The sequence below is a fragment of the Alloalcanivorax gelatiniphagus genome, assembly GCF_005938655.1.
Lineage (GTDB): Bacteria > Pseudomonadota > Gammaproteobacteria > Pseudomonadales > Alcanivoracaceae > Alloalcanivorax > Alloalcanivorax gelatiniphagus.
Genome location: NZ_VCQT01000029.1, coordinates 54,845 through 70,580, shown reverse-complemented (window position 1 = coordinate 70,580; position 15,736 = coordinate 54,845). Strand labels below are relative to the sequence as shown.

Sequence of the window (15,736 nt, the reverse complement as noted above, 5' to 3'; positions counted from 1 at the left end):
GACGGCGAGGTGACTTTTGTCCGCCCTGACCATTCGTAATTTGAAAAAAACCTACGGCAATGGCGTGGAAGCCCTGAAGGGCATCGACCTGACGGTGGAGCAGGGCGATTTCTTTGCCCTGCTCGGCCCCAACGGGGCCGGCAAGTCCACCACCATTGGCATCATCAGTTCCCTGGTCAACAAGACCAGCGGCCAGGTGGCGATTCTCGGCCACGACTTGGACCGCGAACGGGCCCTGGCCAAGCAGAAAATCGGTGTGGTACCCCAGGAATTCAACTTCGGCCAGTTCGAGAAGGTGTTCGACATCGTCGTCACCCAGGCCGGGTTCTACGGCATCCCCGCTTCGGTGGCCCGCCAGCGGGCGGAGAAATACCTGCGCCAGCTGGGTCTGTGGGACAAGCGCACCAACCAGGCCCGCACCCTGTCCGGTGGCATGAAACGGCGGCTGATGATCGCCCGGGCCCTGGTGCACGAGCCGGATCTGCTGATCCTCGATGAGCCCACCGCCGGCGTGGACATCGAGCTGCGCCGCTCCATGTGGGACTTTCTCACCGGCCTCAACGAACAAGGCCGCACCATTATTCTCACCACCCACTACCTGGAAGAAGCGGAATCCCTGTGCCGTAACATCGCCATCATCGACCACGGTCAGATCGTCGAGAACACGGACATGAAATCGCTGCTGGAAAAGCTGCAGGTGGAGACTTTTATTCTGGACCTGGCGCGGCCGGTGACGGCGGCGCCGGAACTGTCCGGTTTCCTGGTGCGGCTGCGGGACGCCACCACCCTGGAAGTGGAAGTGCCGAAAACCGAAAACCTCAATCGGCTGTTCACCGAACTGGCCGAGCAGAATTTTCAGGTAATGAGCATGCGTAACAAATCCAACCGCCTGGAAGAGCTGTTCGTGCGGCTGGTGGAGCAGAACCTGCCCGGCCAGGCGGCGAAGCAGGAGGCGGCCTCATGAGCAGTTACCAGCAATGGGTGGCGTTCTACACCATCGTGGTCAAGGAGATCCGCCGTTTCACTCGCATCTGGCCGCAAACCCTGCTGCCGCCGGCGATCACCATGACCCTGTATTTCGTGATCTTCGGCAACCTGGTGGGGCGCCGCATCGGCGACATGGGCGGCTTCGACTACATGCAGTACATCGTGCCTGGCCTGATCATGATGAGCGTGATTCAGAACAGCTACGGCAATGTGGTCAGCTCGTTTTTCTCCACCAAGTTTCAGCATTCCATCGAGGAAATGCTGGTCTCGCCCATGCCCAACTATGTGATCCTGACCGGCTTCGTGGTGGGCGGCATGGCCCGTGGCATGGCGGTGGGGCTGATCGTCAGCATTCTCAGCCTGTTCTTCACTGACCTGAGCCTGCAGCATTTCTGGATCACCGTGTCGGTGGTGGTGATGACCTCGGCGCTGTTTTCCCTGGGCGGTTTTCTCAACGCCCTGTTTGCACGCAACTTTGATGACATCAGCATCATCCCCAATTTCGTGCTGACACCGTTGACCTACCTGGGCGGGGTATTCTATTCACTGGATTTGCTGCCGGATTTCTGGCGCGCGGTGACCCTGGTGAACCCCATCGTCTATATGGTCAACGCTTTCCGTTATGGTGTGCTGGGCGTGAGCGACGTGAACGTCTACGCTTCCCTGGGCGCCATTCTGGCGTTCGTGGTGGTGTTCTACGCGCTGTCACTGTGGCTGCTCAACCGCGGCACCGGCATTCGTGGTTGAGATAAAGGGTGAACAGAAGGAGGGGCCGGCCATGAGTTATCCGAAGGACACGCCGCTGGGGCGCAACAGCGCTTTCATCGACCAGTACACACCCTCGCTGCTGTGCCCGGTGCCGCGCTGGGATGCCCGCGAATCCCTGGAGCTGCGGGACACTTCGCTGCCGTTCCACGGCCAGGATATCTGGAACGCCTATGAGCTTTCCTGGCTCAACGAAAAAGGCAAACCGGAGGTGGCGCTGGCGGAACTGGTGGTGCCTTGCACCTCGCCGAACATCATCGAGTCAAAATCGCTGAAGCTGTATCTGAACAGCTTCGCCAACAGCCGCTTTCCCGGCCGCGACCGGGTGGTGGAAACCATCGCCCGGGATCTGGCACAGGTGGCCGGGGCGCCGGTGGATGTGCGTGTGATGACGCTGTCCGAGGCGCGCCAGCAACCGGTCTGGGAAGCCCATGTCCGGGAGGAACAGGGCGAGCTGGTCGACACCCTGGACGTGGCCTTCGAACACTTCGACTACCGCCCGGAGCTGCTGCTCGCCGACCAGGGTCCGGAACGCACCGGCGTGCTGGTTTCCCATCTGCTGCGCAGCCACTGCCCGGTGACCAACCAGCCGGACTGGGGCACCGTGCAAGTGCGCTACACCGGCCGCCCGATCAGCCCCGCCAGCTTCCTGCGTTACGTGGTGTCGTTGCGCAACCACCAGGGCTTCCACGAACAGATTATCGAGCAGATGTTCGTCGACCTACGCCGCCACTGCGGCCCCCGCCAGCTGTCCGTGTACGGCCGCTTCACCCGCCGGGGCGGCCTGGACATCAACCCGTTCCGTTCCAACTACGAGGACGCGCCGCTCAACGCCCGCACGGTACGCCAGTAGGAGCGGCTTCAGCCGCGATGCAGGATCAGGGGCAGGCACCGTGCCCCCCCCCTTCACCCTGTATCCTGCATCCTGTAACGCGGCCAAAGGCCGCCGTCAGGCCCCCAGCGGCCAGCCGAAGCCGATCCACACCGCCAGCAGGATCGACCAGCCGATCAGTAACGCCAGGCTGTAGGGCAGCATCAGCGCGACCAGGGTGCCGATGCCGGTGTCCGGCTGGTAGCGGCGGGCGAAGCCCAGCACCAGCGCGAAGTAGGGCATCAGCGGAGTAATGATGTTGGTGCTGGAATCGCCCACCCGGTAGGCGGCCTGGGTGGCCTCCGGGGCGATGCCCACCAGCATCAGCATGGGCACGAACACCGGCGCCAGGATCGACCACTTGGCCGAGGCGCTGCCGATCATCAGGTTGATGGAGGCGCTCAGCACCACGAACAGCAGCAACAACAGCACCGTGGGCAGTTCCAGCCCGCCCAGCCAGGCGGCGCCCTTCACCGCCAGCACCAACCCCAGCTGGCTGTAGCCGAACCAGGCCACGAACTGGGCGGCGAAAAACATCAGCACCAGATAACCGGACATCGAGGCCATGGTGGTTTCCATCGCCTGGATAACGCCGGCGGAGGAACGGAAGCCGCCGCTGAGCCGGCCATAGACCACGCCACAGGCCGCCGCCACCAGCGCGATCAGCACCACCAGCGAACTCATGAACGGGGATTGCAGCACCGCGCCGTTGTCGCCGCGCAGGGGCGCGTCCGGCGGCACCACCAGGGCGGCGATGGCCAGCACGCCAAGTACCAGGGTGACCAGGGTCCAGCGCGCCGCCCGGCGATCCAGGTGGGGCGCCTGATCCTGGTCGGCGACCCGCGCATCCGTGCCCGCCACCCGCCGTTCCGTGATCTTCAGGGTGATGATCGAGACCAGGCTGGTGACCAGCAGGGTGGAGACAATAATGAACCAGTAATTGCCGGCGGCGGACACGGTGCGCTCGCCGTCCACCAGCCGCGCCGCCTCGGTGGTCAGCCCGGCCAGCACCGCGTCCACCGGGCCGAGCAGCAGGTTGGCGCTGTAACCGCCGGACACCGCCGCGAACGCGGTGGCGATGCCGGCCAGCGGCGAGCGCCCGGCCAGTTGGAACAGGAAGCCGGCCAGCGGAATCAGCACCACATAGCCGGCGTCGAAGGCGATGCTCGACATCACCCCGGCGAATGCCACCGCCACCACCAGGGTGCGGTGGGACGCGCGCCGCACCAGCGCCGCCAGGCTGGCGCCGAGCAAACCGGAATGCTCGGCGATGCCCAGACCCAGCATCGCCACCAGCACCACGCCCAGGGGCGCGAAGCCGGTGAAGTTGCTGATCATATGGGTGAACAGATAGCGCAGACCGTCGCTGTCCAACAGCGAACGCACCGCCACGGTGCGGTCTTCCAGGGGATGCTCGGCGGTCACCCCGAGCAGCGCCAGCACCGCGCTCAAAGGCAGCATCAGCAGGCACAGCCAGACGAACAGCAGGGTGGGATGGGGCAGTCGGTTGCCGGCACGCTCCAGCCGGCCCAGCCAGCCTGAAGAGGGTGTGTTCATGGGCGTCCTGTGGGGTTGGGGTGCAACGATCCTATTCTTTTATCATATCCGCACGCGGTCCTGAATCCGCCGCGCCGCCTGGCCCAGCATCTCCACCGCTTTCTCGCGATCCCCCTCGCGCAGCCGCTTCGACTCCACATAGAGCGCGAACCCCTCGGTTTCGTACTCCAGGTCCACGGGTTTGTCCTTGCCCAGTTCGCTGGCGCAGCGGGCCAGGGCTTTGAGGATCGCCTTCTTGTCGAAGTTATGGATACGTTCCAGGTCCATGTGCAGCCCCAGGCCGGGGCTGTCCAGGGTGACGAAACGCCGTTTGCTACCGGCGTTGCGTTTCAGTTCGTGGGCTTCGTAGACGGTGATCGGCCGGTGGAAGCCCTTGACCTGGATCTCGCCCACGCTGCGGCAGCGCACCCGTTCCTTGACCAGACCGTAGGTGCTCTCCGAGATCAGCACCTGGCCTGGGCGGCAGGCGGATTCCAGGCGGCTGGCCAGGTTCACGTCGGTGCCGAGGATGGTGTAGTCCATGCGGCTGTCGGTGCCAAAGTTGCCCACGGTGACGAAGCCGGTGTTGATGCCGATGCGGATTTCCAGCTTCTGGTCGATGCCCTGGCGGCGCCAGCGCAGGCGCAGGAAACGCATGTATTCCTGCATTTCCACCGCCATCGCCACGCAGCGGTAGGCGTCTTCCTGGGCGCCGGCGCTTTTCGGGTCGCCGAAGAACACCATCACCGCGTCGCCGATGAACTTGTCGACGGTGCCGCCGTAGCGCAGTGCGATGCGGGTCATCTCGCTCAGGTAGGTGTTGAGCATCTTGGTCAGCGCATCCAGGGGCAGTTCCTCGGACACGGTGCTGAAGCCACGGATATCGGAGAAGAAAATGGTCAGTCGTTTGCGGCGGGTTTCCAGCTTGGCGTCGCGTTGCCCGGAAAACAGCGACCCCCACACCTGGGGCGGCAGGTACTTGGCCAGCTTGCGCGACAGCTCCACCGCCTGGCGCTGCTGGTCGTGCACCCGCTCCTGGGCCTGGCGCAGAATCCGCGTCTGGCGGTTGGTGAAAAACGAGGTGGCGCCCACGTGCAGGCCCAGGCCCACCAGTGATACCACCGACAACGACAATGGCACCGTGGTCACCCGTGGTGGCACTTCCAACAGCAGCAGGCCCAGGCCGGCGCCGGCGGCGGTGCTCAGCAGGTTCAGCAGCCAGGCGCGCAGGCCACCGCTGCTCACCGAGTTGGCGTGCACGATGATCAACAGCACCAGACAGGGAATCACCGCGAAATGCAGCAGCGCGCAAACCACGCCGATGATCGCCGCGTCCACCTGCATCAGCACCGGCGCGGCCCGCTCGATGCGCAGGTCGCGGCGCTCGCCCATCACCAGCAGCGCCTGCGCCAGCAGCGGGTAGGCCAGCAGTCCGGCCACACCCAGCAGGTAGGCCGGCGGAAACAGGGCCAGCCCGATGCCCGCGAGCACAATACCGGCCGCCACCGCGAACGCGAGGAGGCGTATAAAGTTGCTCAGCCGGCGTGCCTGCTCCCTGGGGTCCAGGTCGTGGCGCCGGCGGCGATGCTTGGTGGCGGTCATGAACGGCAATCTGGATGTGGTGTTCGATGGAGCTTACCCAGTTGTTCGCTCAGAAAAAAGACTGGTTCGACTTTCGTCGGCGGCAGCTTGCCGCGCGGGCTTCGCCGGCCGTGAGCAAGCGGTTACACTGGCGTGTCCCGAAACAGGAGCCCCCATGGACACCCTTACCGCGCTGACCCACCGTGTATCCGTGCCCCGCCTCACCGAACCCGGCCCCACGCCGGACCAGCTGCGCCAACTGCTGGCGGCGGCGATTCGTGCCCCGGACCACGGTATGCTGCGGCCCTGGCGGTTTATCGTTCTGCAAGGTGAGCAGCGCGAACGGCTCGCCGACGTGATGGAATGGCGCCTGCTGAAACGGCAGCCGGACGCCGATCCGAACGCCCGCGAGAATCTGCGCGGCAAGGCGCTGCGTGCGCCCACCGTGATCGTGGCGGTAGCGGAGATCACCGAGAACCATAAAATTCCCGCCTGGGAGCAGGTGCTGGCGGTGGGCGCGGCGGTGCAGAACATCATGGTTGCCGCCCATGCCCTGGGCCTGGGCGCCATGTGGCGCACCGGCGACCTGGCCAACGATCCGGATGTGAAACCGCGGCTCGGCTTCGCCGACAAGGACCAGGTGGTGGGGTTCGTCTATCTGGGCACCCCGGCGGTGGAGCCCAAGAGCTTGCCCGACGAAACCCCGGACCAGTTTCTGCGCGAGCTGCCCCGTGGCTGATCTGGACGCCCTGGCCGAACGGGTGCGTGGGGCCATTCCGCTGACCCGCCACCTGGCGTTCCGCTTCACCGGCTTCGACGGCGCCACCCTCACCCTGCAAGCGCCCCTGGCCCCCAACCACAATGACAAAGGCACCTTCTTCGCCGGCAGCCAGGTGGCGCTGCTGACCCTGGCCGGCTGGGCCTGCACCACCCTGATCGCCGAATCGCTGATGGCGGACACCGGCCACCCGCACACGCCGGTGGACGTGGTGGCGGTGGAAGGCAGCCAGAACTACCGGCTGCCCCTGGACGACGACCTCACCCTCACCGCCACCGTCACCGAAGACAGCCGCCGCCGATTCCGCGAGCGCCTGACCCGGCGCGGCAAGGCCACCCTGACCGTGGACGCCCGTGCCACCAACCCCGCCGGCGCCACCGTGTGCGAGTACCAGGGCCTCTACCTGGCCCGCCTGAACGGTTAATGCCGCCGGTTGTACAAAGCATCGCCACTCAACCCGCCCCCCGCTTGCCTCCGAAGCGACCCTCGGGTACCCTACGCGCCCTCTGCACCTGGTCCCAGCCGACCAACAAAAGGTGCCGAGCACGCTTCCGTGCGACTGGCAGAGCAGGCGCAACTGGTAGTGACAATGAGTTTTGGTGAGGTGTCCGAGTGGCTGAAGGAGCACGCCTGGAAAGTGTGTATACGGCAACGTATCGAGGGTTCGAATCCCTCCCTCACCGCCAAATAAAGAACCCCGCGCAAGCGGGGTTTTTTATTGGGCGGTGAGGCAGGCCTTGATAAGAACCCTCCGGTTCGACAAGCCGGCCAAAGGCCGGCGCAGGACGCCGGCGCAGGTGGCGGGGCGAAGCCCCGAGCGCAGCGAGTCAATCCCTCCCTCATCCCCGCCCTCTGTAGGAGCGGCTTCAGCCGCGATCCCAGGGTTGGCGACCATCCCACCGCTTTATCGCGGCTGAAGCCGCTCCTACAGAGGTGGGGCGGGCCATTTTATTGGGCGGTGAGGCAGGCCCTGATAAGAACCCTCCGGTTCGACAAGCCGGCCAAAGGCCGGCGCAGGACGTCGCCGCAGGTGGCGGGGCGAAGCCCCGAGCGCAGCGAGTCAATCCCTCCCTCACCCCCGCCTTCTGTAGGAGCGGCTTCAGCCGCGATCCCAGGGTTGGCGACCATCCAAACGCCTTATCGCGGCTGAAGCCGCTCCTACAAGCCCTGGGGAGGGCCATTTTTGTTGGGTGGTGAGAGGCGTCGTCCGCGCATTCCGAGCTAACCGGCTGCTATTTCACGGCGGAATTGCCGCCATCCGCGAACAGAGCCGATCCGGTGACGAAACTGGCCATCGGGCTGGCCAGGAAAAGCGCGGCGGATGCCAGTTCCTCGGGTTGGGCGATCCGCTTCATCGCATGGAGTCCGGCTGCCCAGTCCTTCTGGCTTTGGTCGCCTGCCATCTCGGTATCCGTGCCGCCGGGCAGAAGGGCGTTGGCCCTGATTCCCTGGGCGGCATAGTCGGCGGTGATGCCTTTCACCAGGCCCATCAATCCCGCTTTCGAGGCACCATAGGCCGCCATGCCGGGGAGGCCGACGCTGGTTCCGACGAAGCTGGATGTGAACACGATGGAGCCACCACCGCGTTCAAGCATCGCGGGTATCTGGCTGCGCGCACCCAGATAGGCAGCGGTCAGGTTGATGGTCAGGGTGTGTTGCCAATCTTCCGGGGCGATGTCGGCGAGCGGCTTTGCCGGCCCAACCGTGCCGGCATTGTTGATTGCGATGTCGAGACCGCCAAATTCGCGTGTCGCATCCGCGACGGCCCGTTCATGGGTTTCGGGGAGGGCGATGTCGCCGGCGGACGCATAAGCCCGGCCTCCCTTGCCGCGGATTTCGTCTACCACCTCATCCAGTCGGGCTTGGCGTCGCGCGACCAGCACGACCGCCGCTCCGTGCTCGGCGAACATCCGCGCAACCGCGCGTCCGATGCCGGAAGAAGCGCCAGTGACGACCGCGACCTTGCCTTCAAGTAAAAACATATGTCTGTGTCCTTTACGGTTTTGTCCTTTGCCAAACATATGCGAGCGCGGTTCGTCAGCCACTCCGTTTCTTGCGGTCAAACCCCCGTCCGGTGCGCTGATGCTTATGGCTGAGCTTCTTTTTCGAGGAGCGCCTTCTTGCGTTCCACACCCCAGCGATAACCGGACAGCGCGCCGTCCGTTCTAACCACCCGGTGACAGGGGATCGCCACCGCGATCTTGTTTGCGCCGCAGGCTTGGGCTACCGCCCGCACCGCCTTCGGCTCGCCAATGCGGCGGGCAATTTCCGCGTAGGAAGCGGTCTGCCCCGGTGGAATTCGCCGGAGCGCCTGCCAAACGCGCTCCTGAAATGCGGTGCCACGAATATCGAGCGGCAAATCAAGGCCGATTTGCGGCGCTTCGACGAAGCCGACCACCCGAGCGACCAGATTTTCAAAGCCTGCGTCGCCACCGATCAAGTTGGCCTTGGGAAAACGGTCCTGCAGATCGCGGACCAGGTCGTCGGGATCATCTCCCAGCGTGATCGCGCAAATTCCCTTGGCGCTCTGGGCCACGAGAATGGCGCCCAGGGAGCTTTGTGCGACGGCGAAGCGGATTTCGGCGTCCTTGCCACCGTTCTTGTAGGCTGTTGGTGTCATCCCAAGCAGCCTGGTCGACTGTTCGTAAAAGCGGCTGTTTGAGTTGAATCCCGCGCCATGGATCGCGCCGGTCACACTTGCTGTCTGATCGGTGAGTTCAACTCGGACCCTGCGGCCCCGATGAGCCGCCGCCCATTGCTTTGGCGTCAGTCCGGTGATGGCTTTGAACTGGCGATGAAAATAGTAGGGGCTCATGCCGATGCGGGCCGCCAGTTCATCCAGTTTAGGGATATCTTCAGAGGCCTCGATCAGCCGGCAGGCTTCGGCAACCAGTGCGGTGTTGGCCTCGGCCAATGAGCGCCCGTTCGGATTGCAGCGTTGGCACGGCCGGAAGCCTGCCGCTTCGGCCTCCGCCGGCGTATCGTAGAAGCACACGTTCCGTGGCTTCGCTGTCCGCGAAGGGCAAGAGGGACGACAATAGACTCCTGTTGTCTTCACGGCATAGACAAAGTTGCCGTCCGCCGCCGCGTCACGCGCGGCCACGCTTTTCCAGCGCGCATCTTGCTCGGTGCTGGTCTCGGTCATGGCGATTACCCCTTCATTCCTGCGTGTTGACTCAATTTAGCCATGACGCCCAGGCATCTCACTCCGATCCTTGCTTTCAAATCGATGCAAGCGAAGGTTTCAGATGATCCGCCCGATCGCGGCTGAAGCGGAACGCCGCCGGGCTGCTCCTACTCCGTCAATTGCGCCACATCGCATTCCAGCGCCCGGGCCCAGGCGCGCAGCGTCTCAATGTGGGGCTTGTTGCCGCGCTTTTCCGCCTGGGCCACGGCGCCCTGGGTGACGCCCAGCTTTTCGGCCAGGCGCGCCTGGGACAGGCCCCGGTACCGGCGCCACGCGGCCATCGGGCCGAGGTCCTTTTCGATCATCAATGCCACCACATCATGGGGAAGCGTGATGCGGCTGTCGGCATCAAGCAGTGCCTGATACTCCTCGAACGGCACCACCGCATACAGAGGGTTGCCCTGGTTATCCCGAATAATTTGCGCTTTATCAGCGTCAGCCTTGGTATGTCCGCTCATCTCGCTTTTTCACCTCTTGCACGGTGAGAATCCGTACACCGTCGTCCACATCGAACAACACCCGGTAGCGGCCGACCCGCAGCCGGTAGCCCGCCCGGTGCCCGCGCAGCGCCCTGACACTGGTCGCATGGGTCGGGCAACGGGCCAGCGCCTTGACCGCGTCGAGAATCGCCGTCCGCTGTTTCGGAGGCTGAATCCCACGCAACTGCTTGACCGCCGTTTTCGTCCATTCGATCTCGTGCATACGCCGTCCGTTGGCGAATTTCTAATTAATGAATGCATACTATTAGATTTATAAGGTTTATACTAATAAAAAGTGAGGGGGGAAGGAGAGGGTAAAGAGCAAAAGTGCCGCCCTGGGCGGACGGCACCGGTGGAAGACTCAGGCGAGCGGAGGCGGCGTCAGAAATCCACCTCGTAGCCCAGGGTGTAGACCCGGCCGCGACCGGTGAAGTAGAAATCGTTGCTGGCCCGGGCCGCCTGGGAGTAGTAGCTGACGTAGTCCTTGTCGAACAGATTTTCCACCCCGGCCTTGAGGCGGCCCACCGGCAGTTTCCGTACCAGGGACGCGTCCACCAGGGTATAGCCGTCGAAATCCAGGTCCGGCTGATCGAAGCTGCGGTCGAAATAGTGGTTCACCTGCACCAGGGAACGCAGATCATCGTTCCAGCGCGCCCCCCAGCGGGCGCCGAACCGGTTCGGCGCCAGGCTGATGCCACTGAGCGTGGTGTCCACGGTGCCGTTGCCGTCGGTGTCCGATTCTCCCTTCTGATGGGCGTAGGTGAGGCCGAGCTGGTGGGCATCGTTGATACGCCAGTCCAGGGACGCCTCCACCCCTTTGATTTCCACTTTTTCCCGATTGACCACATAGACCCCGTTTCTCTCACTGAGCCGCTCGCCGTAGTCCGAATCGGACTCGAAGTAGCTGATCTCGAAGCGGGTCCGTTCGCCGTTAAGACGCAAACCCAGCTCCCGGTTGTCGGTGACGATGGGCTCCAGGGCGAGCAGGGTGTCCACATCCTGGCCGGGCTGGTCGATGCCGCGCAGCACCCGGCCCACGTCCGGCATGCCGAAGCCTTCGGAGTAGTTGGCGAACAGCTGGATATCGTCGGCCAGCTGATAGGTGAGGCCGATGTTGTAGAGGGTTTCCTCGAAGTCCGGGTCGCCGCCGCCCACCCGCACCGAGCCGTTGGCGGCCACGGTGCGGTAGCCGTCCACCTTCAGCTTGGCGTATTCATGGCGGGCGCCGCCGGAAAACGCCAGCCGTTCGGTGGCGCGCAGGCCCAGCTGCAGGAAGCCGGCATAGTTGCGATATTCGGTTTCCGGCACATAGACCCGGTCGGTGAGCACCAGGCGCTGACGGGTCTCGTCACTGAGGGCGTCGAAGCCGGCGGCCAGATCCACCCGGTCAGCGAACAGGCCGCGCCGTTTGAGGGTGAACTGGCTGCCCAGTTTCTCTGACTCGTTGCGGGTCTGGTCGAGCAGGGTGCCCGCCGGCGCCAGCGCCGGGTCCTGGAAGGAACCGGAACGCAGGGCGCCGAACTGGCCCTCGAAATCCTGGTGGTAGATCTGTGCGTCGATCTGGTTGCCCAGCCAGTTGCCGTGGCTGTAGCTGGCACGCAGGGTGGTGACCTTGTTGAACATGGGGTCGCCCTCGGCCCCGCCCTTGGCGGCGCCGGTGGGAATGCCATTGGCGCGGTCGCCGGGCACCGCCCGGTAGTCGTGGTTGCCTTCCAGTTCGAAGCGGTTGGCACTGACGATAATGTTCTGGTTGTCGTCCAGCCAGTAGCCGGCTTTCAGAAACAGGTCGTGGCTGGTGGAGTCCTGGATCTCGCCGGGGTAGGCGAAGCCGATGACACGGTCGCGGCCATCGTAGAACAGCCCCCGCTCCTGGCGGCTGGCGGCGGCGACGATGTCCCAGCGCTCGGTCTGGCCGGTGAAGCGGTAGTCCAGCTTGTGACCCAGGCCATTGCTCTGTACGTCGTCGTCGCTGGTCAGGCTGACGCCCACATGCTGGTGGAAGCCGGGCTGTTCCGGCCGCCGGGTGACGAAGTTGATGATGCCGCCGGTGGCGCCCAGGCCGTGCTCGGCGCTGGCGCCGTGGATCACCTCGATGCGTTCCACCATGCTCAGGTCGATGGTGTAGCTGGAGCGGCCGCCGTTGCGCAGCGGGTTGGATTGCGGCACGCCGTCGATCAGGAACTGCGGGGTGCGGCCACGGAAGGTCTCGCCGGCATTGGACAGTTTCTGCCGGCTTGGCGAGTAGGAGGGAATCAGATTGGCCAGTACCGCCCCCGGGTCCTCGCTGATCGCCATCTGGTCCTCGATCTGCTGGCGCGAGATCACGGTGATCTTGCGCGGCGATTTACCGGCCACGGTGTAGCTGCGCGCGGCGGAGACCACCACGTCGTCGAGCTGGTGGGGGCCGCTGTCCATATGCGCGGTTTCGATCAGGCGCACCGTCAGGCGGCCGCCGCCGGCGCCCGGTTCGGCGCGGTAGTCCAGGCCGCTGCCGGCCAGCAACGCGTTCAGTCCGCCGCGCACCGTGTAGCGGCCCCGCAGGGGCGGGCTTTGGCGGTCGTCCAGGCTGACGGCACCGATGATCAGGTCGATGCCGGCCTGTTCGGCGAAGCCCAGCAGGGCGCTTCGCAGCGGTTGGGCGGGCAGATCATAGGCGCGCTCGCTGACGCGGGCCGGCGCCGGGGCTTGGCTTTGCGCCTGGACGGCGGGGCAAAGCAGCATCAGGGCAAGCCAGGCACCGCCCAGGCGGTGAGAAAGGGTCCGAGCCATAACCGATCAATCCTTATCCGTTGAAAATGAGAAGCGTTGTGGTTGAGGGCTATGACGTTTGGGCGGGCAAAGCGAGTAAATTTTCCGGTGGACTCCGGGCTGCCGCCATCGGCGGCGGCCATCAAGACATCGCCAAGGTGTGGGGCGGACTCAGTACAGCAGCGTCAGGCCGGGCACTTCCAGGGTACGCAGGCCCAGGCTATCGGCCAGGGCGGGCACGCCGCCGTCCAGATTGTCCAGGTGCAGCACCGCCCGCACCGGGGTGCCGGCGCGGGCCCGGTCGAGCAGCACCAGCGGCCGCTGGCGGAAGGGATTGATGCGCGCCAGGGCGTCGCTCAGGGGTTCGCCGTCAAACACCAGTACCCCGCGGCTCCAGTCGGTGGCCCGGGTCGGATCAAGCGCCAGCAGGCGGATGCCGGCCCGGTCGCTGAGCCGGGCACTTTGGCCGGTGGCCAGGCGCTGCTCAGGGTGGCCGGGCAGGCGCGCCAGCACCCGGTGTTCGAGTACCGCCACCCGCTGTTCATGGGCGTCCAGGCGGCGCACCCAGAATACCGTGCCCAGGGCGGTGAGGCGGGCATCGCCGGCCTGCACGGTGAACGGCCGGGGCTCGCCAGCGTTCACCGGCGCGGGATGGAACACCGCCTGGCCGCGCAGCAGCGTCACCGCCCGGTGGTTCTGGTCGTAGTCCAGACGCAGGGCGGAATGGCCGGCCAGGGTCACGCGGCTGCCGTCGTCCAGGGTCAGGGTTTCCACGGCGGCGCCGGTGATGCGATCCGCCCGGGCCTGCAGCCACCAGTGCGGGCCGCGCCACAGCAGCACCGCCAACAGCACGGTGGCGGCGGCCAGCCAGGGCGCCATCGTCGCCCGCCGGGCCGCCGGCTGGTGCCGCTGATGGGGTGGGCGGTGGGCCAGTTCCCCGGCCAGTGCCCATTGCTTCTCCACCGCCGCCAGGGCCTCGCCGTGGGCCGGGTCGCGGGCCAGCCAGCGATCCAGCGCCTGTTGTTCGGCGGCGCTCAGGGGGCCGTCCTGGCTACGCAGCCACCACCGCACGGCCTGGGCATGTCGGGAGCGGCGGGAGTGGGTCATGGGTGGCATTCCGTTGCGGCTTCAGTCGTCATCGGTGTGGGTCTGGTCGAGAATATAGCGCATCGCCAGGGTCAGGTGTTTTTGCACGGCGCTCACCGACAGGCGCAGCTCCCGGGCCGCTTCCCGGTAGGTGTGGCCCTCCACCCGGCACAGTTGAAACACGTTGCGGGAACGGGCCGGCAGCCGCCGCAGCGCGGCCTCGATGTCGTCAACCTGACGGTGTGTTTCATAGAGTGTGGCCGGCCCGGCCCGGTCGTCCAGCAGGCCGTCCAGGTCCGCCGGCGGCAGGGTGCCGGTGCGCCAGGTTTCGTGGCGGCGCCGGTGGTCGGTGAGCAGGCGGCCGGCCAGGGTATAGAGATAGGGCAGCGGGCGTTCGATGGGGACTTCGCCGTCATGGGCGAGCAGGCGGGTGAAGCACTCCTGGGTCAGATCCGCCGCCAGTTCCGTGTCGCCGGTGCGCAGCCACAGGTAGCGGTGAATTTTGCGGGTGTACTCCGCGTACAGGGCCGGTGTGGGCGATTGCGAGCTCATGGCGGGCGCGGCAAGGAAATGAGTCGCAATTGTTATTGATTCTTATTTTTGTGTCCACTTTTTAGCGCCACCCCGCCCCGGCGCCGATCAGCGCCGGCGCGGGTCGTGTTTGCGGGCAAAGCCCCAGGCGCCGCGCCGGCCCTGGCGCTGGATGTCCATGTCGTTGCGGATCTGGGCGTGGCTTATCAGGGCGAAGATGAAGGTGCCGCCGGCGATGTTGCCGGCCAGGGTGGGCAGGCCGAAGCGCAGCAAGAAATCCGCCCAGCTGGTTTCGCCGGCGAACACCAGGTACAGAATCTCGCTGGCGCCGACGATGATGTGGGGAAACTCACCGATGGCCACCGCGTAGGTCATGATCAGGATCACCCAGGCCTTGGCCTGGTCGGCGGAGGGCATGACCCACACCATGGTGGCGATCAGCCAGCCGGCGACGATGCCCTTGGAGAACATTTCAAAGGGGCTGTTCTCCATCACCTTGTGGCCCAGTGACAGGAACGACTCGTGCACTTCCGGGGAGAACATGGGCAGGTGCAGAAAAGTGAAGGCGGCGAGGCCGGCGCCGGCGATGTTGCCGGCCAGCACCACGCCCCACAGGCGCATCAGACACCACAGATTGGCGGCGCTGGGGTGGCTCATGAACGGCAGCACCGCGGTCACCGTGTTTTCGGTGAACAGCTGCTGGCGGGCCAGAATCACGATCAGAAAGCCGAAGGTGTAGCCGATGCTGCCCACCAGGAAGCCGGCATCGCTGTCCGGAAGGTGGGCGTCGAACAGGCCCCGGGCCATGAACGAGGCGCTCATGGAGATGCCGGCGGCGATCGCCGACCACAGCAGCGCCATGGCGTCGCGCTCCAGTTCTTTCTCGCCGGACACGCGCAGCCGCTCGTGCACCGCCGCCGCCTTGGAGGGCAGATAGCTTTCCTGCTTGTCCTCTTCCTTTTCCTCGTCGCCGTGGTCATCGTCCCGGGCCGCGTCCTGGCGCTCGCGCTCCACCGCGTCCTCCCAGGGGGTGCTTTCCTCGTCCTGTTTGCGTTCCGGATCGTCGTCCCTATTCAAGGTGGCCTCCCGCGGGCAATGGTGACCGGACGGCGGTCCGGTATTCCTGCCGACTATAAACCGGGCACGCCGGCCGGGTCATAAAAGGCAGGTAAAATCAGCCGCCGTGC

At 65.4% G+C, this 15,736-nt stretch carries 15 protein-coding genes and 1 tRNA gene; 6 read left to right on the top strand and 10 right to left on the bottom strand.

All coding sequences use genetic code 11. From position 1 onward, the window contains the following. Window positions 1-16: 16 nt before the first annotated feature. Genes FGS76_RS09355 through queF form a run of 3 tightly spaced genes read left to right on the top strand, consistent with a single transcriptional unit; the run spans window position 17 to window position 2,605 of the window. Entirely contained in the window at window positions 17-964 is a 948-nt protein-coding gene (locus FGS76_RS09355) for an ABC transporter ATP-binding protein (RefSeq protein ID WP_138772369.1), read from the top strand. After that, window positions 961-1,734: an ABC transporter permease gene (locus FGS76_RS09350; RefSeq protein ID WP_138772368.1), complete on the top strand. Its 774-nt coding sequence runs from the start codon at window positions 961-963 to the stop codon at window positions 1,732-1,734. Before FGS76_RS09355 ends, FGS76_RS09350 begins: the two co-directional genes overlap by 4 nt. Window positions 1,735-1,765: 31 nt before the next feature. Then, window positions 1,766-2,605: an NADPH-dependent 7-cyano-7-deazaguanine reductase QueF gene (gene queF, locus FGS76_RS09345; RefSeq protein WP_138772367.1), complete on the top strand. Its 840-nt coding sequence runs from the start codon at window positions 1,766-1,768 to the stop codon at window positions 2,603-2,605. A 96-nt stretch (window positions 2,606-2,701) separates the two neighbouring features. Here queF and FGS76_RS09340 read toward each other — a convergent pair whose 3' ends face one another. Together FGS76_RS09340 and FGS76_RS09335 are read right to left on the bottom strand one after the other, a co-directional pair. After that, entirely contained in the window at window positions 2,702-4,180 is a 1,479-nt protein-coding gene (locus FGS76_RS09340; protein WP_138772366.1) for an AbgT family transporter, read from the bottom strand. Window positions 4,181-4,222: 42 nt separating this feature from the next. After that, entirely contained in the window at window positions 4,223-5,761 is a 1,539-nt protein-coding gene (locus FGS76_RS09335) for an adenylate/guanylate cyclase domain-containing protein (protein WP_138772365.1), read from the bottom strand. Window positions 5,762-5,915: 154 nt separating this feature from the next. On the opposite strand from FGS76_RS09335, the gene FGS76_RS09330 reads away from it, so the two are divergent. The 3 genes from FGS76_RS09330 (at window position 5,916) to FGS76_RS09320 (ending at window position 7,204) form a co-directional block, all read left to right on the top strand. Then, window positions 5,916-6,479, top strand: a complete 564-nt coding sequence (locus tag FGS76_RS09330) for a nitroreductase family protein (RefSeq protein WP_138772364.1) — start codon at window positions 5,916-5,918, stop codon at window positions 6,477-6,479. Beyond that, window positions 6,472-6,942, top strand: coding sequence for a YiiD C-terminal domain-containing protein (locus FGS76_RS09325; RefSeq protein ID WP_138772363.1), 471 nt, complete (start codon window positions 6,472-6,474; stop codon window positions 6,940-6,942). Before FGS76_RS09330 ends, FGS76_RS09325 begins: the two co-directional genes overlap by 8 nt. 174 nt (window positions 6,943-7,116) lie before the next feature. Next, a tRNA-Ser gene (locus FGS76_RS09320) sits at window positions 7,117-7,204 on the top strand. Window positions 7,205-7,750: 546 nt separating this feature from the next. On the opposite strand, the gene FGS76_RS09315 is transcribed toward FGS76_RS09320, so the two are convergent. The 8 genes from FGS76_RS09315 to FGS76_RS09280 form a co-directional block, all read right to left on the bottom strand. After that, entirely contained in the window at window positions 7,751-8,500 is a 750-nt protein-coding gene (locus FGS76_RS09315; RefSeq protein WP_138772396.1) for an SDR family oxidoreductase, read from the bottom strand. 104 nt (window positions 8,501-8,604) lie between these two features. After that, window positions 8,605-9,663: a bifunctional DNA-binding transcriptional regulator/O6-methylguanine-DNA methyltransferase Ada gene (gene ada, locus FGS76_RS09310; protein ID WP_138772362.1), complete on the bottom strand. Its 1,059-nt coding sequence runs from the start codon at window positions 9,661-9,663 to the stop codon at window positions 8,605-8,607. Window positions 9,664-9,812: 149 nt separating this feature from the next. Next, the gene (locus tag FGS76_RS09305; RefSeq protein WP_138772361.1) at window positions 9,813-10,163 is read right to left on the bottom strand and encodes a helix-turn-helix domain-containing protein; all 351 of its coding nucleotides are present in this window, start codon (window positions 10,161-10,163) and stop codon (window positions 9,813-9,815) included. Further along, window positions 10,141-10,407, bottom strand: coding sequence for a type II toxin-antitoxin system RelE family toxin (locus tag FGS76_RS09300; RefSeq protein WP_138772360.1), 267 nt, complete (start codon window positions 10,405-10,407; stop codon window positions 10,141-10,143). Before FGS76_RS09300 ends, FGS76_RS09305 begins: the two co-directional genes overlap by 23 nt. A 158-nt stretch (window positions 10,408-10,565) precedes the next feature. Continuing rightward, on the bottom strand, window positions 10,566-12,953 hold the full coding sequence (locus tag FGS76_RS09295) for a TonB-dependent receptor (RefSeq protein WP_240692489.1): 2,388 nt from the start codon (window positions 12,951-12,953) through the stop codon (window positions 10,566-10,568). Between the two features lie 150 nt (window positions 12,954-13,103). Then, window positions 13,104-14,039: a FecR family protein gene (locus FGS76_RS09290; protein ID WP_170214443.1), complete on the bottom strand. Its 936-nt coding sequence runs from the start codon at window positions 14,037-14,039 to the stop codon at window positions 13,104-13,106. A 21-nt stretch (window positions 14,040-14,060) separates the two neighbouring features. Next, entirely contained in the window at window positions 14,061-14,570 is a 510-nt protein-coding gene (locus tag FGS76_RS09285) for an RNA polymerase sigma factor (protein WP_138772358.1), read from the bottom strand. An 87-nt stretch (window positions 14,571-14,657) separates the two neighbouring features. Beyond that, window positions 14,658-15,626 carry a formate/nitrite transporter family protein gene (locus tag FGS76_RS09280; protein ID WP_240692488.1) on the bottom strand — a complete coding sequence of 323 codons (969 nt, stop codon included), beginning with the start codon at window positions 15,624-15,626 and terminating at the stop codon, window positions 14,658-14,660. Window positions 15,627-15,736 lie beyond the last annotated feature (110 nt).

What these genes read in the sequence shown, in the direction of transcription:
- ada (WP_138772362.1), bottom strand. Translation starts at nt 9,663, where the DNA reads ATGACCGAGACCAGCACCGAGCAAGATGCGCGCTGGAAAAGCGTGGCC.
- FGS76_RS09285 (WP_138772358.1), bottom strand. Translation starts at nt 14,570, where the DNA reads ATGAGCTCGCAATCGCCCACACCGGCCCTGTACGCGGAGTACACCCGC.
- FGS76_RS09335 (WP_138772365.1), bottom strand. Translation starts at nt 5,761, where the DNA reads ATGACCGCCACCAAGCATCGCCGCCGGCGCCACGACCTGGACCCCAGG.
- FGS76_RS09330 (WP_138772364.1), top strand. Translation starts at nt 5,916, where the DNA reads ATGGACACCCTTACCGCGCTGACCCACCGTGTATCCGTGCCCCGCCTC.
- FGS76_RS09305 (WP_138772361.1), bottom strand. Translation starts at nt 10,163, where the DNA reads ATGAGCGGACATACCAAGGCTGACGCTGATAAAGCGCAAATTATTCGG.
- FGS76_RS09340 (WP_138772366.1), bottom strand. Translation starts at nt 4,180, where the DNA reads ATGAACACACCCTCTTCAGGCTGGCTGGGCCGGCTGGAGCGTGCCGGC.
- FGS76_RS09290 (WP_170214443.1), bottom strand. Translation starts at nt 14,039, where the DNA reads ATGACCCACTCCCGCCGCTCCCGACATGCCCAGGCCGTGCGGTGGTGG.
- FGS76_RS09300 (WP_138772360.1), bottom strand. Translation starts at nt 10,407, where the DNA reads ATGCACGAGATCGAATGGACGAAAACGGCGGTCAAGCAGTTGCGTGGG.
- FGS76_RS09295 (WP_240692489.1), bottom strand. Translation starts at nt 12,953, where the DNA reads ATGGCTCGGACCCTTTCTCACCGCCTGGGCGGTGCCTGGCTTGCCCTG.
- queF (WP_138772367.1), top strand. Translation starts at nt 1,766, where the DNA reads ATGAGTTATCCGAAGGACACGCCGCTGGGGCGCAACAGCGCTTTCATC.
- FGS76_RS09315 (WP_138772396.1), bottom strand. Translation starts at nt 8,500, where the DNA reads ATGTTTTTACTTGAAGGCAAGGTCGCGGTCGTCACTGGCGCTTCTTCC.
- FGS76_RS09350 (WP_138772368.1), top strand. Translation starts at nt 961, where the DNA reads ATGAGCAGTTACCAGCAATGGGTGGCGTTCTACACCATCGTGGTCAAG.